The following is a 20,793-nucleotide window of genomic DNA, read 5'->3' as shown; positions in this document are numbered from 1 at the left end:
GGGCCTCCGGAATTCCGGGGGCCCTTTCTTCATCCCTTGATGCCCGTCTCGGTCACGCCGCGCACCAGGAACCGTTGCAGCGCCACGAACACGATCAGCAACGGCGTGATGGACACCGCGGCCGCGAGGAACAGCTCGTGCAGGTTGAGCGCCTGCGCCGTGAGGAACGTCGACAGCGCCACCTGCACCGTCCACGAGTCCTGGTCCTGCGCGATCACCAACGGCCACAGGAACTGGTTCCACGACGTCACGAACGAGATCACGCCCAGCGCGGCGAAGAACCCGCGCGAGTTCGGCACCACGATCCGCCAGAACGTCCCCCAGTGGCCGAGCCCGTCGATCCGGGCCGCCTCCTCCAGTTCACGCGGGAACGTCAGGAAGTACTGCCGGAACAGGAACGCGGTGAACCCGCTGAACAGGCCCGGGATCACCAGTCCGCGCAGGTCGGAGACCCAGCCGAGGGTCGACACCACCACGAACGACGGCACGAACGTCACCGCCGCCGGGATCATCAGCGTCGCGACCACCAGGTACAGCACGACGTTCGAGAACCGGTACGGGATGCGCGCCAGGCCGTAGCCCGCCAACGAGCACAACAGCAGCTGTCCCACCGTTTGCAGCACCGCGACGACGAGAGAGTTGAGCATGCTCCGCAGCAACGGCACGGCGGGATCGTTGAACAGCTCGGCGAAGTTCTCCCAGTGGATCTCGGCAGGCCACCACGTCCACGACGTCGCCGAGATCTCGGACTCGAGCGCGAGCCCGTTGCGCAGCACCAGGTAGAACGGCAGCAGGAAGAAGAACGCGACGACCGTCAAAGCCGTGTACCGCAAGGCTTTCATCGCGTGAACACCCGCCCCTGAGCCAGCGTCACGCCCGCGATCAGCAACGACAGGATCACCGCACCCGCGCTGCCGTGCCCGAAGTCCTGCCCGCCACTGCCCAGCGACGTGTAGTAGAGGTACACGAGCGGTGGCCTACCGAACGGGCCGGAGCCCAGCACGTTGTAGAACTCGTCGAACGCCTGATAGGCCGCGATCAGCAGAAGCAGCAGCACCGCGACCGATGTCGTGCGCAGCTGCGGCAACGTGATGTGCCGCAGCGCCTGCCACGGCCGTGCGCCGTCGATCCACGCCGCTTCGTAGAGGTGGTGCGGGATCCGTTGCAGGCCCGCGATGAACAGGATCATGTAGAACCCCAGCTGGAGCCACAGCCGCAACGTCACCAGCACCAGCCAGTACCAGGGCGGCGTGACGGTCCAGGCGATCGGCTCCGCGCCGAACCAGCCCAGCACCGTGTTCGCCAGGCCGTACCGCACGCCGTTGAACAGCGACAGCTTCCACACCAGCGACGCGACGACGTACGAGCAGGCGAACGGCAGGAAGAACACCGAGCGGAAGAACGCCTGCATGAAGCGGATCCCGTTGACCAGCAACGCCAGCGCCAGCGCGAGCACGAACGTCAGCGGCACCACGAACGCCGCGAACACGCTGAACGTGCCCAGCGACTGGAGGAACGGCCCGTCGGTGAGCATGTCGGCGTAGTTGTCGAACCCCACGAACGTCGTCGGCGTGACCGTGTTGCGCGCGTCGAAGAACGACAGCAGCACGCTCCAGCCGATCGGCACGTACACGAACACCAACAGCCCGAGGAAGAACGGCCCCACGAACAGCCAGAACGTGCGCGTCATCCGTAGAGGCGCTTCAGCTCGTCCCGCACCTTGCCCACCGCACCGCGCAGCTCGGCCGAAGCGTCCGCACCGTCGCGCACGACCTTCGCCACGGCGTCCTCGAACGCCGTCCGCATCGCCGACGTCCAGTCCGGCGGGTTGGACGACTTCGCGCTGTCCTGCACCAGCTGCACGGCATCGGCGGCGGCACCGGTCTTCAACTTCTCCGCCGACGTCGCGAGCGAACGCCGGGGCGGGATGTGGAAGCCGTACGACTGGTTGAAGTCCTGCTGGTACTCGGTCTTCTCGACCCACAGCCAGCGCACGAACTCCTTGGCCTCGGCCACCTTCGGCGACTTGGCGTTCACCATCGCGCCGTACGCCCCGACCGGCACGGACGGCTTTCCGGCGTCGTTCAGCCGCGGCCACGGCAGCACGCCAAAGTCGTCACCCAGGGCCTTCTGCACGGCCGGAACCGTCCACAGTCCGGTCCACTGCATCGCCACGAGCCCCTGCGTGAACGCGTCCGGCTCCGACCAGTCCTTCACCGCGCCGAGCAGCAGCGATCCGCTCGACTGGAGCTCTCGCAGCTTGCCGATCGCCTGGGCCGCAACGGGATCGTCGAACCCGACCTGGTGCTCGGGCGTCACGTAGTCGAGCCCGGCCGACCACAGCGCGGGCCCGGCGAGCACCTTCACCCCGGCGTCGTTGCCCGCGAAGAGTCCTTTGACGCCACCGGTGGTCAACCGCCGCGCCGCGTCGACCAGTTCGTCCACAGTGGAGGGAGGTTGCAGTCCGGCCGCCGCGAGCATGCTCTTGCGGTAGAACAACATCTGCATGTCCACGGCCTGCGGGATGCCGTACAGCTGACCGTCCACGGTATGCCCCGCGAGGATCGAGGTGGTGAAGTCGTCACGGGCGGACGCGATCACGTCGTCGAGCGGCACCAGCTGCCCGGCCCGCACCGCGCTCACCTGCGTGGTGGCCTCGAAGACGTCGGGCCCGGTGCCGGACAGCAACGCCGTGGCGAGCTTCGAGTCGTAGTCGCCGGGGTTCCACTGCACGTCGACGGGCACCTTGCCGTACGCCTGCGCGTACCGCTCGACCGCCTGCTGCACGCCCGGTTCCCCGTAGGCGTGGTACCACTGGCGGAGGCCCTGGGAGTCACGTCCGGTGTTCGAGCCGCAGGCGGAGAGCAGCGTCAGGGCGCCGGCGGTCGTCAGAAGTCTGCGTCGGGAGATCACTCTCCACGTCTACTCCCTTACTCGCAGTAAGGAAGTCACAACGCGCGAGAATTCGACTACTTCCCGTGAACGACAACAGCCCCTCCCGGCGAACCGGAAGGGGCTGTTCCCGAAGCAGCGATCAGGAGCGGCCGAGGCCGTTCACGCCGGACAGGCCCGGCACGTCGAGCGGGTTCACGTTGGTGACACCCGGCTGCAGCGGCTGGCCCGCGAGGCTGTTCACGTCGCGGAGCTGGCGGATCACGTACAGCGGACGGCGGCGAGCGTCGTCACCGGCGCGGTACAGGTACTGGCCGAGCATGCCGGTGCAGCCCAGGTTCGCACCCGCGGCGAAGAGCACGACACCGACGATGATGCCGATCGCGTTCGGGGCGGACAGCGTGATCAGGGCGCCCAGCAGGAAGCCGAAGACCGTCAGCAGGCCGAGACCCACGAACGCGGCACCCGCCATCAGCATGAGCATGATCGGCATGACCGAGAACTCGACGAACGAGTCGAAGACCAGCTTGATCTTCTTGCTCATCGTCCACTTGCTGTCGTTCGCGTTGCGCGGCTTCTGCTCGAACGCGACCGTCGTCTGGCGGAAACCGGTCCACGCGACCAGGGCCAGGACGTTGCGGTTGAGCTCCGGCATCTGGTTGATGACGTCCAGCACGGGACGGCTCACCAGCATCTGCGAAGGACCGTCCTTGGGGAACGACTTCGGCAGGTCGGAGTGCTTGGCGAAGAAGTCGTTGAACTTCAGCGCCAGCTTGTTCGACAGTCCCTTGGGGACCGACCGCACCGCGCGGATCGCCCACACGATGTCGTTGCCACTGCGCCACTCGCTGAGCAGCCGCTCGATGACCTCGACCGGCTCCTGCAGGTCGGCGCTGAGCGTGATGGCGCAGTCGCCGCGGCAGAGCGCGAAACCGGCGCTGACGCCGGCGTGCGAGCCGAAGTTGCGGGAGAACGAGGCGACGCGAGCGACGTCCTGCTCACCGAGCTCCGCGACGAACAGGTCCGCCGTGCCGTCCGACGAGCCGTCGTCGATGAGGACGAGCTCGAAGTCGACGTCCGGCTGCGACTCCTTGATCTGGCGGAAGAGGGCGACCGTGCCCTTCACGTTCGGGGCTTCGTCGTAGGCCGGCACCACGATCGACACCAGAGGTCGGCGCGTCTGGTCGGTCACTTTCGGTCTCCTGTTCCGACGGTCTCGCGGATCACGTCGTCCAGTGGCTCTGAGTCTGGGTTGCGTTGTGGCTCGTCACGGCGCCTGCGGCGCTGCGAGCGGTCGATCAGGATCAGCCCCAGGGTCAGCAGGATGCCCGCGGCGCCGCTGATGAGGCCGATGGTCATGCCCGGCATGACCCAGTCGATCTGCAGTGTGCCTTCCCGGACGCCCTTCGGCAGCTCGACCTCGAGCAGACCGGCGGGGCCGATGTTGGTGGGCACTTCCTGGCCGTTGACCGTGGCCACGTACCCCGGCCACGCGAGGCGGGCGAAGACCAGCTTGCCGCCGTCGGCGTTGCTGAACTTCACCTCTTCGCTGACCTTGCCGGTCATCCGGTCGGAGTCGATCGTCGTGCCGCTGGGCACGGACGAGAGCCTGCCGTCCGGGTACGCCGGCTTGTCGTCGCGCTTCCACACGACGACGCGGTCGGTGGACTCGGCCTTGCGCCAGCCCTCCGGTGCAGGGACGTTCCGGGTGTCGATGAGGTTGTTCTGGACGACCACGGTTTCTGCGCGGAGCAGGTCGGCCAGCCTCTTGTCGGAGCCCTTGGGGGGCGTCCACAGCGCCTTCCACGCCTCGGGGCAGAAGACCGAGCCGTTGTAGGCCGTGCACAGCGCCGCGTCCATCGCGTTGAAGCCGACGCCGCTGTACGCGGTGAGGGCCTCGACGTTCGCCACGCTGAAGTTCGTGCCGAAGATGAAGTCCTCGTAGGCGCCGCCGGGGTAGAGGTCGCCCGGCGAGACCCTGCCGATGTCGCTCAGCGACACCGTGACGCCCTCGTAGCGGTGCTCGAACCGCTGTTCCATCAGCTTCTCGCTGGTCGGGAACTTGTAGTCCGCGACGCTGTAGTTGCCGGGGAACCAGACGGTCTGCATCGCGAGGAAGCCGATCGTGCCGACCGCCATCACCGCGTAGCCCTTGAAGCCCTTGATGCCGACGCGCAGCAGGATCAGCACGGCGATCGCGACCAGGACCATCGTGTACGCCTGGCGCACGTTGGTCTGCGGCAGCGCGGCCCAGCCGAAGTAGGCCCCGACCAGCACGATGCCGAGCGAGCTGAGCGTGCGGACCCGCTTCTGCGTCTTCTGCAGGCCCTCACTGGCGAGGATCGCCCAGATGATGACCAGCGGGATGAAGAAGAACGGGATCAGGCGGGCCGGCCAGCGGAACACGTTCAGGTTCGACGGGCCGAGCACCAGGAACAGGTAGGCCAGCGTGTAGAGGTACAGGCCGAGCAGCTCGTTGCGCTTCTCCCACAGCACCCGCCAGCGGAACCAGGGGAGCAGCGGCAGGAAGAACCACGCCAGGTAGAGCGCCGGGAACGTCGGGTTGAGACCGCTCCAGATGTTCATCATCGGCTGCGCGGCCGGGTTGCTCATCCCGAAGAAGTCCTGCAGCTGCGGGGAGAGGAACCCGTCGTTGAACGTCCTGCTGTCCTTGCGGTAGCTGACCGACGAGGTCAGCGAGAAGGGCAGGTAGACGATCACGTTGAGCAGCAGCACGGCGAAACCGGCCGCGAACAGGTTGAAGATCTTGTGCTTGTCGAACGCGAGCCACGCCTCGAGCGAGACCGCGAGCACGATCAGGAAGATCGACACCAGCACGTACGGGTTGCCGGTCGTCGCGGCGAGGAAGCCGGTGACGACCACCCAGACCGTCGACTTGCCGAGCCGCGCCGTGCGCCTGGCCGTCCACCACACGAACGGCAGGAAGCCGTAGGTGATCAGGGCGTTGATCCAGGACGTGGCGTCCATGAAGAGGATGTAGCCCGACAGCGGCAGCGCCGTGCCGATGGTCGCCGCGATCCACGGCTTGGCGCCGTACTCGCGGGCCAGCAGGAACACGCCGATCGAGAAGGCCACGAGGAACGCGAGCTTCACGATCGTGATGCCGAGCGCGACGTTGTCGATCCAGCCGGTGCCCACGGCGAGGAGGACCTCGACCGGGTTCCACATGCCGGTGGCGACCTCGGCGGCGAAGTTGCCACCGCGCCACATGTCGAGCTCGAGCAACGGCATGCGGCCCTCGCTGAAGGCCTCACCCACCCGCTGCCACACCGGAACGGCGGCCGCGGCCGTGTCGTCCCAGAAGTAGAAGATGTGATTGCGGTACATCGGGATGACCGCACCGAGCAATACCAGGACCACCATGGTGAGCGGCGGTGTCACACGTTCCCGGAATCCGGGTCTGCCCGACTCCACCGCCGGGCTCAGAGTTGCAGTCATCTCAAGCAATCAGGTCGAAGAGCTCACTTGCGGAAGAATTGCTCACGCCGCCCCAGTCGGACCAGGCGCAACCACTCGATGAAGGCCTTCGGGTCCTTGCGGACCCCGAGAAAGTACAGGCCGAACCGGAATACCTCCAACACGCCCAGCTTGCGCATGCCGGGCTGGGCCAGCAGATATCCGCGATTGCGGTAGGTGTAGTAGCGCTTGACCGGATTTTCCGGGTCCTGCGCGTGGAAGCGGCCGCCCAGCATCGGCTTGAACTCGTCCGAGCCGTCCGGGTGGACGTACGCGACCTTGAGCGAGGTGCCGAACGGCAGACCGCTGCGCACCAGGCGGCGGTGCACCTCGACCTCGTCGCCGCGGAAGAACAGGCGGTAGTCCGGCACGCCGACGACGTCGAGCGTCGTGGCGCGGAACAGGGCGCCGTTGAACAGCGAGGCGATGCCCGGCAGGAAGTCGGTGCCGAGGTCGGCCGCCGAACGCTTCCAGGTCAGGCCCCTGCGCAGCGGGAACGCGAGCTTGTCCGGCGAGTCGATGTTCGTGACGACCGGCGAGATCTCGGCGAGGCCCCGGCGCTCGGCCTCCTCGAGCAGGACTTCCAGCACGTTCTCGTCGGCGGGACGACCGTCGTCGTCCGCGAGCCACACCCACTCCGCACCCAGCGACAGCGCGTGCAGGATGCCCAGCGCGAACCCGCCGGCGCCACCGAGGTTGCGGTGCGACGCGAGGTACGTCGTGGGCAGGGGGCACTGCTCGACCAGGTCGTTGACCGGCTGGTCGGGGCCGTTGTCGACGACCACCAGGTGGTCGGGGACGCGCGTCTGCGTCGAGAGGGCCTTGAGCGACTCGGAGAGCAGCTCACGGCGGTGGCGGGTGACCACCACCGCCACCACGGAGCCCTTGGGCAGTGCCTCGGGAATCACTTAGTCGCCACCATTTCCGCTGAGCACGGGCGTGGGGTTGTGCTCGTGCATGCGCTCGAACGGGTCGAAGCCCTTGTACGAGGTCAGCACTTCGCGCAGACCGCCGTGCATCTTGACGTGGCCCTCGTCCATCCAGATCGCGGTGTCGCAGAACTCGGCGAGGAACTCGTCGGAGTGGTTCGCGAACACCAGCAGACCGGAGCGGGCCACCAGGTCCTTGAGGCGGTCACGCGCCTTCGCCATGAAGGCCGCGTCGACCGCGCCGATGCCCTCGTCGAGGAGGAGGATCTCGGGGTTGATCGACGTGACGACGCCCAGCGCGAGCCGGACGCGCATGCCGGTCGAGTACGTGCGCAACGGCATCTGCAGGTAGTCACCGAGCTCGGTGAACTCCGCGATGTCGTCGACCCGCTTCTCCATCTGCTTGCGGGTCATGCCGAGGAACAGGCCCCGGATCATGATGTTCTCGTACCCGGAGATCTCCGGGTCCATGCCGACGCCGAGGTCGAAGACCGGCGCCACCTTGCCGATGATGCGGGACTGCCCGCGGGTCGGCTCGTAGATGCCCGCCAGCAGGCGCAGCAGCGTGGACTTGCCGGCGCCGTTGTGGCCGACGAGGCCGACCCGGTCGCCGTCCTTGAGCGACAGGGTGATGTCGTGCAGCGCCTCGATGATCGGGACCCGGCCCTCAGAGCCGATCTTGCCGCCGACCTTGCCGAGCGCGAGCTTCTTCAGCGACCTCGACTTCGCGTCGAAGATCGGGAAGTCGACCGATGCGTTCCAGACGTCGATGCTGACCATGGTTGTGCCGACCTCCTTCTAGACCCAGTAGGAAACGCGGGCGCGGTAGTTGCGCAGGATGAACAGGGCCGCGAACCAGCCGACCAGGGTGAACCCGCCGACGATCGCCCAGTGGTGCCAGTCCACCACGTGGCCCAGCAGCGGCGCCCGGACGATCTCGACGAAGTGGTACACGGGGTTGAGCTCGGCGATCAGCATCCGCCAGTCGCCGTCGCCACCGCCGGTGACCCGGTTCAGCACACCGGCGTCCCAGACGATCGGCGTCATGAAGAAGACCAGGTTGATGAAGCTGTTCACGACCGGCGGGATGTCGCGGAAGCGGGTGCTGATGACGCCGAACAGCAGCGACACCCACACGGCGTTGACCGCGAGCAGGACGAAACCGGGGATCGCGAGCACGATCGTCCAGCTCAGCCCCGGCTGCAGCGGGCTGTTCTCACCGATGCGGTACTCGCCGCTCAGCGAGCCGAAGAAGATGGCGAGCACGACCGCGTAGACGACCAGGTTGTGCAGCAGGAACAGCACCTGCCGCCACACCATGCGCATCACGTGGACCGTGATCGGCGCCGGGAGGTGCTTGATGAGCCCCTCGTTGGCGATGAAGACGTCGGTGCCCTCGGTGACGCAGCCGACGATGAAGTTCCAGACGATGAAGCCGACCGTCACGTACGGCAGGAACGTCGCGACGTCGGTCTTGAAGAGCACCGAGTACAGCAAGCCGAGCGCGAGAGCCGTGGTGCCCATCGAAATGGTGATCCACAGGGGACCGATCACCGATCGGCGATAGCGCTGCTTGATGTCCTGCCAGCCGAGGTGGCCCCACAGTTCGCGGTGGTCCCACGCCTCGCGCACGTCGGCGAACGCGCGCTTGAAGCTGCGCGACTTGACGGCAGGCGGCGCCTCGGGATGGTCGAGGGTACTGGTGGCTTGCACGAGGACTGAGCGTACCGGCGTCTCAGAAACGACCTGGACGCCGGTACGTCACGGAGTGGTCAACGCCCAGGGATCTTGATCACCTTCATGGTCACCTGCTCGTTGTCGTAGGTGAACGCTTCGTAGCTGAACTCGATCCCGGTCTGCTCGACGTACTCCGTCCAGGCCTTGTGCTCGTGGTCGCGCCAGCCGGGGAAGTTGAAGTACTCGTCGAAGTGGATGACGCTGCCCTCGACCAGGCGCGGCCCGACCAGTTCCAGCACGGTCTTGGTGGACGAGTAGAGGTCGCAGTCGACGTGCAGGAACGTGACCGGGCCCTCGTGCTCGGCCAGGAAGCCCGGCAGCACCTCGTCGAACCAGCCGACGACGAGTTCCGCGCCCGGCACCTCCGGCAGGCCGTCGACGTTGAACGCGCCGGCGGGGAAGCCGTTGCGCCAGTTCTCCGGCAGGCCCTCGAACGAGTCGAAGCCGTAGACGTCCTCGCCGCCGCGCGCGGTGGAGATGATCTTCAGCGTGGTGCCCTGGTAGACGCCGAACTCGAGCGCCATCCCGCCCTCGGGGGTGAGGGACAGCGCGTGTTCGAGCGTCTGGTGCGGGTGACCGAACTGCGGCGTGTGCGGCATGTGGTCGCGCACGAACTGCGCGCTCTGCAACGCGGCTTCCTGCTCGCCCGCGAACACGAGGTCGCGACGCGTGCGGATCTCCAGCTGCCGTGTCTGATCCACCGACCTGTCGCCCTGGTGTCTGACCTCGTCACGCAGCTCGTCGACCTGTCGTTGCAGGTCAGCGATCTGAGCGCGAATGGGGGCGACGGCGTCGGCCACGAGCTCGATGGCCTTGACACGCAGCTTGTGGCGCAACTGCTGGGCGGACAGACCGCGGCGCACCTGCTCGAGCACGGTGGCTCCTCTCGGGGAAAGTTCAGCGGGCATCGTAGAACCAACCCCTGGTGTCTCGGCTAGAGGTATTGGCCGGTGCCTTTGCCCGTGATGCCACCTTCGGTGCCTTCAGCGCCGCTGCCCGCGGGCAACGCACGGCCGCGCATCTGCTCCAGCTGGGCCCGTGCCGCCATCTGCTGGGCGAACAACGCGGTCTGAATGCCGTGGAAGAGGCCCTCCAGCCAGCCGACGAGCTGAGCCTGCGCGATCCGCAGTTCGGCGTCGGAGGGGGTGCCCTCCTCGGTGAACGGCAGCGACAGCCGCTCCAGCTCCTCGCGCAGCTCGGGCGCGAGGCCGTCCTCGAGCTCCTCGATGGACCGCTTGTGGATCTCCTTGAGGCGGTTGCGGCTGGCCTCGTCCAGGGGAGCCGCGCGCACCTCCTCCAGCAGCTGCTTGATCATCGTGCCGATCCGCATGACCTTGGCCGGCTGTTCGACGAGGTCGGCGATGTCGCCGTCCTGGCCGCCGACGATTACGACGGGCTGCTCCTGGTTCATGGTCTCCATCCTCGCGCCATTCACGTTTTCGAAACTAATCGGGGTGGGGCTGGTAGTTGCTGTGTTTGCCCATATACGTACGGTGTGTGTCATGGCGTTCGACGTCGCACGGGTACGAGGGCTCTTCCCCGCGCTCGGCGACGGCTGGGTCCACCTCGACGCACCGGCCGGCATGCAGGTGCCCGAGCAGGTCGCGACCGCCGTTTCCACCGCGTTGCGCGCCCCGGTCTCCGGGCCCGGCGGCATCTTCCCCGCGTCCCAGCGCGCCCAGGGCATCGTGGACGCCGCCCGCCGGTCGATCGCCGACCTGGTCGGAGGCGATCCCGCCGGTGTCGTGCTCGGGCCGTCGTCGGCGGTGTTGCTGCAACGGCTCGCGGACGCGATGACGGACGACTGGTTCATGGGTGACGAGGTCCTGGTTTCCCGCCTGGACCACCCGGCGAACATCGCACCCTGGTTGCGCGCGACACAACGGACCGGCAGCGCGGTCAAGTGGGCGGAGATCGACATCGAGACGTGCGAACTGCCGAGCTGGCAGTTCGACGAGCTCGTCACGGACCGCACCAAGCTGATCGCCATCACGGCGGCGTCCGGTGTCGTCGGCACCCGGCCGGATCTGGCCAAGATCTCCGCCGTCGCTCGCGCGCACGGGTCGTTGATGGTCGTCGACGCCTCCGCCGCGGCGCCGTTCGTGCCGTTGGACATCGTTGGCATGGGTGCCGACGTCGTGGCTCTTTCCGCCGGTCAGTGGGGTGGGCCGCCGGTCGGCGCGCTGGTGTTCCGCGACCCGTCGGTGCTGGAACGGCTGCCGTCGGTGTCGGTCGACCCGATGGCGCGCGGCCCCGAGCGGCTGGAGCTCGGCCCGCACGCGTATCCGATGCTCGCCGGGCTCGTTGCGTCGATCGAGTACCTCGCGGAGCTGGACGACGCGGCCTCCGGTACGCGCCGGGAGCGGTTGCTCACGTCGCTCGGGTCCGTGAAGGCCTACCAGGCAGGACTGCTCGCTAATCTCATCAACGAACTGCGGTCGCTGCGGCATGTGATGGTGATCGGCGACGCCATGCGGCGGGTGCCCGCGCTGGCGTTCTCGATCGCCGGGGTCAAGGCGGAGGACGGCGTCGAACACCTCGCGTCGCGTGGCGTCTGCGCGTTCGCCGATCCCGGCCAGCACGGGGTGTTCTCGGTGCTGGGCGTCGGTGAGATCGGCGGTGCCATCCGGATCGGGCTCGCGCACTACACGAACGCCGTTGAGATGGACGACCTGGTGCGGGCGGTGGCCGAGCTGGGCTGACACAGGGTTTGGAGAGATCCTCTTTGGACGACTCGCTGGCTCGCGAGCTGGCTGATCTCTCGGCCCTGCAACGCATCGGCTCGTTGAACACCGAGTACCTGCCGGTGACGGTCGGCGATCTGCGGCCGGCGGCGCTGGTCGCGGTGATGGACGAGATCGTGCTCGGCGCGCGGACCGTCCTGGTGGCACTCGGGTGCGGGTCTTCCTCGGTGTTGTTGGCGCGTTTGTTGCAGCAGCGCGGTTTCGGGCACCTGTTGTCGATCGAGCACGACGAACGGCTCGCTGCTTTCGTTGCGTCGCAACTTCGTCGTGAGGGTTTGGGTTCGGTCGCCCGAGTCGTGCACGCGCCGTTGTCGCGGCATCCGGCGGCGTTGTCGCGGCACGGCCAGTGGTACGCGCCGCAGCAGGTGCACGACGAGGTGCTCGGGTACGTCGAGCGGTTCGGTCTGGTGGACCTGCTGCTCGTGGACGGGCCGGGGCTCGGCGACTCGCGCTATCCGGCGTTGCCCGTGCTACGGGCCGTGCTGGCGCCGGGAGCGACGGTGCTGGCCGACGACGTGGACCGGCCGGACGAGGCGGCGGTGCTGACGCGGTGGTCCGAGGAGTTCGGGCTGGAGTTCCGCACGGCTCCCCGGACCTCGCTGGCCGCGGCTACCGCTCTCGCCTGAGCAGGACCTTGCCGAAGACGTCGCCGTTGTCGAGCAGCCGGTGCGCCTGCGCGGCGTCCGACATCGGCACGACCTCGCCGACGATCGGGTGCACGGCGCCGCTCTCGATCAGCGGCCACAGGTGCTCGCGGACCTGGGCGACGATCGCGCCCTTGCTCTCGACGCTGCGGCCGCGCAGGCCGGTCGCCATCACCGACGCGCGCTTGGCGAGCAGCTTGCCGATCGGCAGTTCGCCCTTCACGCCGCCCTGCATGCCGATGATCATCAGGCGGCCGTCCGGTGCGAGGACGTCGATGTTGCGGCCCAGGTAGGAGGCGCCCATGTTGTCGAGGACGACGTCCGCGTTCTTGACCTCTTCGACGAAGTCCTGGGTCTTGTAGTTGACCGTGATGTCGGCGCCGAGTTCCCGGCACTTCGCGAGGCGTTCGTCGGAGCCCGCGGTGACCGCGACCGTTGCACCGAGCGCCTTCGCGACCTGGATGGCGTGCGTGCCGATGCCGCCCGCGCCGCCGTGCACGAGGATCCGCTCACCGAGCTTGAGCCTGCCGTCCATCACGACGTTCGACCACACCGTGCAGGCGACCTCGGGCAGCGCGGCCGCCGTGACGACGTCGACGTTCGTGGGGATCGGCAGGACCTGCGGGGCGGGCACGACGACCTTCTCCGCGTAGCCGCCGCCCGCGAGCAGCGCGCACACCTCGTCGCCGACCTGCCAGCCGGTGACGCCCTCGCCGAGCTTGCTGATCGTGCCTGAGCACTCCAGGCCGATGACGTCCGACGCGCCCTTGGGCGGCGGGTAGAGACCCTGGCGCTGGAGCAGGTCGGCGCGGTTGACCGCGCTGGCGGCGACGTCGATCAGCACCTCGCCCGGCCCCGGTTCGGGGTCCGCGACCTCGGTCCAGGTCAGCACCTCGGGGCCGCCGGGTTCGTTCACGGTGATCGCATGCATACAGTCGACCGTAATACCGTTCGACACGTCCGGCACCATCGGATCATGGACGCCTGGCCGTTGCGACATCTGGTCCTCCGCACACCGCGGCTGGAGCTGCGCCCGGACGACGACGCCGCTCTGCTCGAGTTGGTCGAGGTGGCGCGCGACGGCGTGCACGATCCGTCCGAGATGCCGTTCAACGTGCCGTGGACCGACGACCTCGGCGACGGTCGCGGGCTTCTGCAGCACTTCTGGGGGCAGCGGGCGAAGTTCTCCTCGGCGGACTGGGTGATCCCGTTCGTCGTGCGGTACGAGGGCAAGGCGATCGGTGTGCAGGACATCGGCGCGCGCGATTTCTCCGTGCTGCGTGAGGTGGGCACCGGCTCGTGGCTCGGCAAGAGGTTCCAGGGCAATGGTTTCGGTACGGAGATGCGTGTCGCTGTGCTGCAGTTCGCGTTCGACCACCTGGGTGCGGACGTCGCTCGTTCGGCGGCATGGCTCGGTAACCACGCGTCAAACCGTGTGAGCGCCAAACTCGGCTACGTGCACGACGGCACGTTGCGCATCGCACCGCGCGGAGAACGCCTTGAGCACGTGCGACTCCGTCTGGACGCCGCCGATTTCGTGCGCCCGGAGTGGAACGTGACTGTCGAGGGGCTAGCGGAGTGTGTTCAGCTGATCACCAGCTGAACTCCCGCCGACCGACGGATTGTGTCCTGGGTCTCCCTTTTGTGAGGGTTCAGCAATCTCGAACGAAGGGGAACGTTCATGTCCGGCAGATCCAAGCTGGCGGCTGTGCTTGCCATCTCGGCACTAGTCGCTGCCCCTACCGCCACGGCGTCCGCCGCCGCTGAGCCGGCAGGTCCCGCTCTCGCGAAGAAGCTCGCGAAGAAGGTGACCGTAGAAAACGTCAACCGGCACCTCATCGCGTTCCAGCGCCTCGCCGACCGCAACGGTGGCAACCGCGCGGCCCTCACGCCGGGCTACGACGCGAGCGTCGACTACGTCGCGGGCAAGCTGCGCGACGCGGGCTTCATCGTCACCACACCGAAGTTCAACTTCGACGTCCCGGTCAACGACGCCGAGACCGCCCGCGTCGACGGCGTGAACTACCAGGCGATCGTGATGATCGAGTCGCCGCAGACCCCGGTCGGCGGCATCACCGGCACGCTGCGCGTCGTCCCGGAGGACGCCACCACGGGCTGCGAGGAAACCGACTTCGCCGGCCAGAACTTCACCGGCTCCATCGCCCTGATCCGCCGCGGCGGCTGCACGTTCGAGCAGAAGCACCTCAACGCCTTCAACGCGGGCGCCATCGGCGTCCTCGTCTCGAACAACACCGCGGGCCCGCTGAAGGACGTCACGCTCACCAACCCCGGCAAGATCCCGACCGGCGGCATCTCCCAGGCCGACGGCACCACCCTCGCCGGCAAGGCGGGCGCCTCGGTCACCGTGGACATGCGCTTCCACACCGAGACCGTCAGCCAGCGCAACGTCATCGCCGAAACCCGCACGGGCCGCAAGAACAACGTCGTCATGGCCGGCAGCCACCTCGACAGCGTCGAGCTGGGCGCGGGCATCAACGACAACGGCTCAGGCTCCGCGGCCCTGCTGGAAACGGCCCTGCAGCTCGGCTCCAAGCCGAAGGTCGACAACGCCGTCCGCTTCGCCTGGTGGGGTGCCGAAGAGCGCGGCCTCATCGGCTCCGAGGAATGGGTCCGCTCCCTGACCTTCGAGCAGCAGCTCGACATCGCCCTCTACCTGAACTTCGACATGGTCGGCTCCCCGAACGCCGCCTACTTCATCTACGACGGCGACGACTCTGACGCCGTCGGCGCCGGCGCGGGCCCCTACGGCTCGGCCCAGATCGAAAAGGCGTTCGCCGACTACTTCGCCGCCAAGGGCGTCCCGACCGAAGGCACGGACTTCTCGGGCCGCTCCGACTACGGCGAGTTCATCGCGCAGGGCATCCCGGCAGGCGGCCTCTTCACCGGCGCCGAAGGCATCAAGACCCCGGCCCAGGCAGCCAAGTGGGGCGGCACCGCAGGCGTCGCCTACGACCCCTGCTACCACGCCAAGTGCGACAACCTCGGCAACATCGACCGAGTGGCCCTGGGCCGCAACGCGGGCGCCATGGCGTTCGTGACCGCGGCCTACGGCGTCTCGACGGAGGACGTCAACGGCGTGCCGCCGCGTCAGAAGCGCGCGGAGGTTCGCAAGTCGGCCACGCTGATGAAGTCGGCTTCGGCGGACGACCACTCGCACGCAGCCACGTCGTAATTTCCCTCTGAACACCGGCGGCGGTGCCCACTCGGGCACCGCCGCCGTTCTGTTTCAGGCGACGTGGCGAAGCTCGTGAACGGTGGTTCGGCGTCTCTGCGATAGGCGCCGTGAATGGGCGGAGTGAACGGTTCCACGGGCCGCCGGACGGCCCGCACAACCTCTTTGTTGCGGAAGCGGAGGGATTTGAACCCCCGGACGGTTGCCCGTCTCCCGCTTTCAAGGCTGCATCTGGCTGTCCAGGCTTGTTCGGGTTAGTCCGCAGTTGTCGGTGTTGCCTGGTCAGGGGTGCTGTCCCGTCCCAACCCGTCCCGGACCGTTGCTACACCCGTAGCTACACCTCGTCCTGGTGTCGTACCTGGTGGCTGTCCCGTCCCGCTGGTCCTCGGTGGGGCGGCTTTGGCATGTCCAGTGGCCGATGACGCGGAGCGTTGGCGGGCGTCGATCGCCGTGCCCGGCTCGGTCAGGTCTTGGATCGCGCGATCGTCCTGACGCCTGGGTGCTGGGAGCTCCTGCGCGTCGCCGTCGGTGGCGCGCTGCCGTGGCTGGGATGCCGGCCGCGCCGCACGGCCGACGGGCGGAGCGAAGCGGGAGCCCGGCGTGCCGGGATGGATGGGGAGCCGGTGCCGACGTGACAGGCCCCGTGCGCGCCGCCGACGGCGGCGCGCCTTGATCCGATAGAGCTAATTTCGGCACGTACCAGGCTACGCGGGCTACTGTTCTTCGCCATGAAGCGCGTGGTGGTCAGCGATCCGCAGGTTTTGGTGCTCGCTGCTGGTGACACCGTTCAGGCAGTGAACAACGCTAAGGGTCACTTGTTCGAGGCCTTTGTAGCCAAGGTCCTCGCTAGGTACGGCTACGAAGACCCCACCACGCGAAACCTCAACGTCAATTCCGACGGCGTTGAGTTGGATGTCGTTGCAATGCATAAACTGACCAAGAGTACTGCGATAGCAGAATGCAAAGCGTACTCGAGCGCAGTCAACGCTCAGGCGTTGACCTCGTTTTATGGCAAACTCGTGGTCGAGCGATTCAAGCTACCCAAGGCGCACGGCTTCTTCTTTGCGCTCCCTCGCTTCACGGCCGACGGCGTTGAAAAATCAGAAGAAATATCGAGTCAGGATGATTCGTTTACTTACCTCGATGCGACTGCCGTTCACGACATCGCCAAGGAACTTGGGATAGTCTGCGACTACCCCAACGGGGAAACTCTCAGCTCAGACACAGCAATAGTAATAACGTCCGACGGTGTATACGCTTGTCACAAACACCTGGACAAACAGACACGCAAGGCTGATGCGGTTGAAGTCTGGGCGAGTGATGGAAACGTACCGGATACGGTCGTTGCGCTCCTTGCGTCGTCTTCGTATGCAGACGAGCTGCCGGTAACTGATGCACGTGCAGCCGCACGTACCACTCTGCGGGTCGTCAGCGTTGAGGACGATCTTGTCGTAGAAGTACGCGGGTCGGGCAGCGACTTTGAGTACCAACTACCCGCTTCGCCTAAGTATTTCATTGGACGAAGCGGATTGGTGAGGTCCTTTTCGGAAGTTCTTGGACAAAGGCGCGGCGTACTCGTTCTCAATGCACAGTCTGGCTGGGGTAAGAGTTCTGTTGCTTTGCGACTTAAGCAGGAAGTGGAGGGAGCAGGGGGTGCCGCGGTAGTCATTGACTCTCGAACTGCCAGCGCGCCAAGCTTCGTCACGGCCGCCCTTAGGAAAGCTGCGTTGAAGGCGCAGTCAGTCGGCCTATGCAAGCTTCCCGAGGACGCTTCATATGCAAGCATTGGAAGCTCTCTTGTCACCCTTAGTCAGTCCACTTGGGCGAGAGATGGCGCTTCCCTTCTGATCTTCTTTGACCAGTTTGAGAACGTGTTCCGTGATGCTGAAACGACCCGAAGCTTCCGCAATCTCGCCCTTGCGTTGGGTGAGACGGAAGCACCGATAATCATCGGCTTTGCTTGGAAGACGGATCTCGTCGGATGGACTGAGGACCACCCATACCAGCTTCGTGATGAGATTCGCTCCGCTGCCCACGTGATCAACTTGCAGCCTCTTGGAGCAAAAGAGGTAGACACTCTTCTGAGGCGCCTTGAAAAGGCGGTCGGGGAGAAGCTTCACCCTGACCTTCGATCGAGACTGCGTGAGTACTCTCAAGGCTTGCCGTGGCTGCTAAAGAAGTTCGCGGGTCACATAATCAGCGAAATCAAGGGCGGTATTGACCAGGCCACCCTTGTCGGCGAAGCACTGAATATCCGCAATCTGTTCGATGCCGATCTAGCGCAACTTGACCCCAGTCAGACGGAAGCCCTAAAGAGCATCGCTAGATACGCGCCCGTGCCAGCTTCAGAGGTAATGGAACGAGTGCCAGCAGCTGTTGTAAACTCGCTAATTGATCGTCGGCTTATCATTCAGGTCGGCGAACAGCTGGACACCTACTGGGATATTTTTCGCGACTTCCTCAACACTGGCTCCGTGCCGATTGAGGATTCGTATATTATGCGACAAACCCCGGCCTCGGTCTGGCGCCTGCTCGATCCTCTCCTCGTAGACAGCGGCGATCTAGCAGTCCTTGAGATAGCGGCACTGTTGAATACCAGTGAGAACACGGTTTATAACCTCTCTCGCGAGCTGCGTCTCATGGGATGTCTTAGCTATGCGCCTAACAGAGTCAAATTGGCCAGCGAGATAATGGATGCACCCGACCGGGAAGCCGCGATTTACGCGCGCGTAGGAAACGCGTTGCGTCGCCACAAAGCTTACTCACTGTTCCAGAAGCTCGCTGAGCGAAACAGTGGCAGGGTGACGGTCACGGCTCTCGCGCGACAACTTCCGAGCGCATTCCCAGCCGTTGACGTCACGGAGAAGACATGGGACGTCTACACGCGTGTATTTTGCTCCTGGTTTGACTACGCAGGCTTGGCCAGCTTCGACAGCCAGAGCCTCCAGCTACCCGAAGATGGAGTAGCTATCGAAAGACGAGTTCGTGCGCGCCGGTATTATAAGAAGTCTGAGAACATCGTGTTCCCTGCGATTCCGGCTGGCCCAGTTGTTGAACTTATTGAATCTGCCACTAGCAAGCCTACAGGCTTCGCAGATCTCACGAAGAAGCAGAAGCGCGCCTTCTCTGAGCTGCGACTTGTGGGAGCTGTCACGGTAGATCAAGATGGATTGGTCATTATTAGCAAGGCAGTGCTAGGAGAAGACGGTGAGGTAGACCGAGGCAAACTTGAGAGCCAACTCTGTACCCATGCAGGGTTTAATGCTGGCCTTTCCGCGATCAAAGAAGATCCGAAGATCGATGCTGTTGCTGTGGGAACCTTGGTCAACGAAATGATGGGGGGCGAGTGGACCGATACCGGCGTTAATACTTCAGGCCGGTATCTCCGTGGATGGGCGCGTTACCTCGCCGGTAAGTCGAAGAAGAACGTTAAGGTTCTATAAGAAGAATGACATGCTGGTGGCAATAGCGTGGGCACCTGCGGCTGATAGCAACTTTGCCTTGCCTGGCTTGTTGGCATAGCCGACTGAGACAACATTCGCCGCGCGTCCAGCGATCATGTCACTGGGCGAGTCGCCCACAAAGACACCCTGGGACGGATCTATGTCCAGGCTGCTAAGGGCCCTATCGATGAGGTGTGGCGAAGGTTTCAGATCAGTCGGATCCGATGAGGCGCGGGCAGATAGGGTTGCCACTGATGGGCGCAACCCATGCAAATGAAGATAGCTCTCTATTGCTGCCATTGAATTGTTGCTCACGATCGCCAGTCTGCGCCCTGAAAGGCTCCAATGGCGGATGAGTTCGTGGGCACCGCTGGTGGGTTCGGAGGTTTCAATCGCTTCGACCTCGTGCGCCCGCAACGCGGATTCGACGTATCGAGCCTCATCGGCCCCAAGAAGCGCGGCATACGCAAAGATGTCGAAAGGATCGGCAGTCTTTCGCAGCTCCTCCGGCAGCTCCTCATGACCGACTTCTGCTAGCACCTCGCGCAACTGATCTGCCACATCAGGCGCCGGGTAGCCAGCGAAAACCGAGCAAACAGGACCGTCGAAGTCCAGTAGAAGAGCTTCTGCGTGATCAAGGACTCGACGCAAGGCGTGACGATTGTCAATGCTGACGGCGTCTTGGCTCACCGTTTGTACTCCCCCGAAACGGTGTTCCACATAGAGTCGAACCACATACGGGCTTGTTCAACGTACTGACTGCCGGTGCTGGTGTCGTCATCGGTAACGCTGTGATGGAAGAGGATGGCTTCCTTACCCACCAGGTCGTAGATCGGCTTCGGCTCTCCATCGAAACGGATCACGTGCTCGCGGACTGGGTAGAAGCCGAAGAACGCTTCCTCGTTGTTGAGCAGGTAGAGCTTGAACAGCGGTGCGGCCCGGTGGACCTTGATCTCGACGGAGACGTCCTTGACCAGGCCAAGGTCTCCGAGTTCCTGGACGTTGTCGACGATGGCGAGTGTGTGGCGACGCATGATCTCGTCCATGCGCTTGCGGAAGCCTGGGCTGTCCTGCAAGTCCTCGACCTGGCACGGGATCGCCCACGGCTGAGACGTGTCTGGGACGAGCATGCGGATGTTGATCGAGGCGGGCGTCAGTCGGCCGATTCGGATCTTGTCCAGCGGCTCCTGCATGACGCCTTGCAGGGTCTCGCCGGAGAAGCCGGCGAAGTCTATAGAGACGCGCTCAGCCTCGAACGCTCGCTCAATATGCGGGCGAAGCCCCACTGGACGCTCGGTGCGCTCGCGAACGAAGACACCGCTGCCTTGTCGAGAGACGATCAGTCCTTCGTCGCGCAGCTCGCGCAGTGCGTTCTGCACCGTCATCGGCGCAACCTCGTACTTCTTCGCCAGTTCGGCGCGCGAAGGTAGCTTGTCGCCGGCCTTGAAGACCTTGGTCAGGATGGCGGCCCGCAGAGCATTCGCTACCTGCACGTATGGCGGGCGCGGGTCGTCCGGGTCCAGTGCCATGGCGTCCTCTCGATCTTCGAGCCACAGGGAGGTCTCTGTGACTGGCGTTCTAGTGCGCGAACACCTGTCGGTGTACTAGCACACTCCAGATCAGCATAGGACGACTTGTCTAGCCCGCCTAGGAAGCTAGCTCACCTGCAAAAACGACGACCTGCTTGACCTGGCTAGACAACCTAGCTAGCTTGTGACTTGTCTAGGTCGTACA

At 65.4% G+C, this 20,793-nt stretch carries 18 protein-coding genes; 5 read left to right on the top strand and 13 right to left on the bottom strand.

The annotated features are described in order from the left end of the window. Positions 1-29: 29 nt before the first annotated feature. The 10 genes from JNUCC0626_RS32585 to JNUCC0626_RS32540 all read right to left on the bottom strand — a co-directional run bounded on the left by JNUCC0626_RS32585 (position 30) and on the right by JNUCC0626_RS32540 (position 10,455). Positions 30-842: a carbohydrate ABC transporter permease gene (locus tag JNUCC0626_RS32585; protein ID WP_394614593.1), complete on the bottom strand. Its 813-nt coding sequence runs from the start codon at positions 840-842 to the stop codon at positions 30-32. Continuing rightward, positions 839-1,690, bottom strand: coding sequence for a carbohydrate ABC transporter permease (locus tag JNUCC0626_RS32580; RefSeq protein ID WP_394614592.1), 852 nt, complete (start codon positions 1,688-1,690; stop codon positions 839-841). Before JNUCC0626_RS32580 ends, JNUCC0626_RS32585 begins: the two co-directional genes overlap by 4 nt. Continuing rightward, positions 1,687-2,913 (bottom strand): ABC transporter substrate-binding protein, encoded by a 1,227-nt coding sequence (locus JNUCC0626_RS32575; RefSeq protein ID WP_394614591.1) that lies wholly within the window; start codon positions 2,911-2,913, stop codon positions 1,687-1,689. Before JNUCC0626_RS32575 ends, JNUCC0626_RS32580 begins: the two co-directional genes overlap by 4 nt. A gap of 121 nt (positions 2,914-3,034) precedes the next feature. Further along, positions 3,035-4,084, bottom strand: coding sequence for a glycosyltransferase family 2 protein (locus tag JNUCC0626_RS32570; protein ID WP_394614590.1), 1,050 nt, complete (start codon positions 4,082-4,084; stop codon positions 3,035-3,037). Continuing rightward, positions 4,081-6,276 carry a hypothetical protein gene (locus JNUCC0626_RS32565; protein ID WP_394614589.1) on the bottom strand — a complete coding sequence of 732 codons (2,196 nt, stop codon included), beginning with the start codon at positions 6,274-6,276 and terminating at the stop codon, positions 4,081-4,083. Before JNUCC0626_RS32565 ends, JNUCC0626_RS32570 begins: the two co-directional genes overlap by 4 nt. Positions 6,277-6,374: 98 nt before the next feature. Continuing rightward, a complete protein-coding gene (gene glfT1 / locus JNUCC0626_RS32560; RefSeq protein ID WP_394614588.1) occupies positions 6,375-7,277 on the bottom strand; it encodes a galactofuranosyltransferase GlfT1 in 903 nt (300 codons plus the stop codon). After that, a complete protein-coding gene (gene wzt, locus JNUCC0626_RS32555; RefSeq protein ID WP_394614587.1) occupies positions 7,278-8,078 on the bottom strand; it encodes a galactan export ABC transporter ATP-binding subunit Wzt/RfbE in 801 nt (266 codons plus the stop codon). Between the two features lie 18 nt (positions 8,079-8,096). Further along, positions 8,097-9,011, bottom strand: a complete 915-nt coding sequence (gene wzm / locus JNUCC0626_RS32550; protein WP_394614586.1) for a galactan export ABC transporter permease subunit Wzm/RfbD — start codon at positions 9,009-9,011, stop codon at positions 8,097-8,099. Between the two features lie 59 nt (positions 9,012-9,070). Continuing rightward, positions 9,071-9,910, bottom strand: a complete 840-nt coding sequence (locus JNUCC0626_RS32545; protein ID WP_394614585.1) for a class I SAM-dependent methyltransferase — start codon at positions 9,908-9,910, stop codon at positions 9,071-9,073. Positions 9,911-9,969: 59 nt separating this feature from the next. Further along, entirely contained in the window at positions 9,970-10,455 is a 486-nt protein-coding gene (locus JNUCC0626_RS32540; protein WP_394622145.1) for a bacterial proteasome activator family protein, read from the bottom strand. An 82-nt stretch (positions 10,456-10,537) separates the two neighbouring features. Here JNUCC0626_RS32540 and JNUCC0626_RS32535 point away from each other — a divergent pair, with 82 nt between their 5' ends. Both JNUCC0626_RS32535 and JNUCC0626_RS32530 read left to right on the top strand, forming a co-directional pair. Beyond that, positions 10,538-11,737, top strand: coding sequence for a cysteine desulfurase-like protein (locus JNUCC0626_RS32535; RefSeq protein ID WP_394614584.1), 1,200 nt, complete (start codon positions 10,538-10,540; stop codon positions 11,735-11,737). Positions 11,738-11,760: 23 nt separating this feature from the next. Next, complete coding sequence (locus JNUCC0626_RS32530; RefSeq protein ID WP_394614583.1) at positions 11,761-12,405, top strand: class I SAM-dependent methyltransferase; 645 nt, start codon at positions 11,761-11,763, stop codon at positions 12,403-12,405. Here JNUCC0626_RS32530 and JNUCC0626_RS32525 read toward each other — a convergent pair. Next, the gene (locus JNUCC0626_RS32525) at positions 12,389-13,354 is read right to left on the bottom strand and encodes an NAD(P)H-quinone oxidoreductase (RefSeq protein ID WP_394614582.1); all 966 of its coding nucleotides are present in this window, start codon (positions 13,352-13,354) and stop codon (positions 12,389-12,391) included. The genes JNUCC0626_RS32530 and JNUCC0626_RS32525 overlap by 17 nt on opposite strands. Between JNUCC0626_RS32525 and JNUCC0626_RS32520 the strand changes: the two genes are divergently transcribed. The 3 genes from JNUCC0626_RS32520 (at position 13,349) to JNUCC0626_RS32510 (ending at position 19,059) form a co-directional block, all read left to right on the top strand. Next, positions 13,349-14,026 carry a GNAT family N-acetyltransferase gene (locus tag JNUCC0626_RS32520; RefSeq protein ID WP_394614581.1) on the top strand — a complete coding sequence of 226 codons (678 nt, stop codon included), beginning with the start codon at positions 13,349-13,351 and terminating at the stop codon, positions 14,024-14,026. The two genes, JNUCC0626_RS32525 and JNUCC0626_RS32520, sit on opposite strands and share 6 nt — an antisense overlap. 78 nt (positions 14,027-14,104) lie before the next feature. Further along, a complete protein-coding gene (locus JNUCC0626_RS32515) occupies positions 14,105-15,616 on the top strand; it encodes a M28 family metallopeptidase (RefSeq protein ID WP_394614580.1) in 1,512 nt (503 codons plus the stop codon). A gap of 728 nt (positions 15,617-16,344) precedes the next feature. Continuing rightward, positions 16,345-19,059 carry a restriction endonuclease gene (locus JNUCC0626_RS32510; RefSeq protein ID WP_394614579.1) on the top strand — a complete coding sequence of 905 codons (2,715 nt, stop codon included), beginning with the start codon at positions 16,345-16,347 and terminating at the stop codon, positions 19,057-19,059. Here the strand turns inward: JNUCC0626_RS32510 and JNUCC0626_RS32505 are convergent. Together JNUCC0626_RS32505 and JNUCC0626_RS32500 are read right to left on the bottom strand one after the other, a co-directional pair. Continuing rightward, on the bottom strand, positions 19,054-19,749 hold the full coding sequence (locus tag JNUCC0626_RS32505; protein WP_394614578.1) for an HAD family hydrolase: 696 nt from the start codon (positions 19,747-19,749) through the stop codon (positions 19,054-19,056). The two genes, JNUCC0626_RS32510 and JNUCC0626_RS32505, sit on opposite strands and share 6 nt — an antisense overlap. Beyond that, a complete protein-coding gene (locus tag JNUCC0626_RS32500) occupies positions 19,746-20,588 on the bottom strand; it encodes a GntR family transcriptional regulator (protein ID WP_394614577.1) in 843 nt (280 codons plus the stop codon). The genes JNUCC0626_RS32505 and JNUCC0626_RS32500 overlap by 4 nt, the downstream gene beginning before the upstream one ends. Between the last annotated feature and the right edge of the window lie 205 nt (positions 20,589-20,793).

It is taken from the genome of Lentzea sp. JNUCC 0626 (assembly GCF_043632865.1).
Taxonomy (GTDB): domain Bacteria; phylum Actinomycetota; class Actinomycetes; order Mycobacteriales; family Pseudonocardiaceae; genus Lentzea.
The sequence above is the reverse complement of the archived record's forward strand: the minus strand, read 5'-3'. Positions and strand labels throughout refer to the sequence as shown.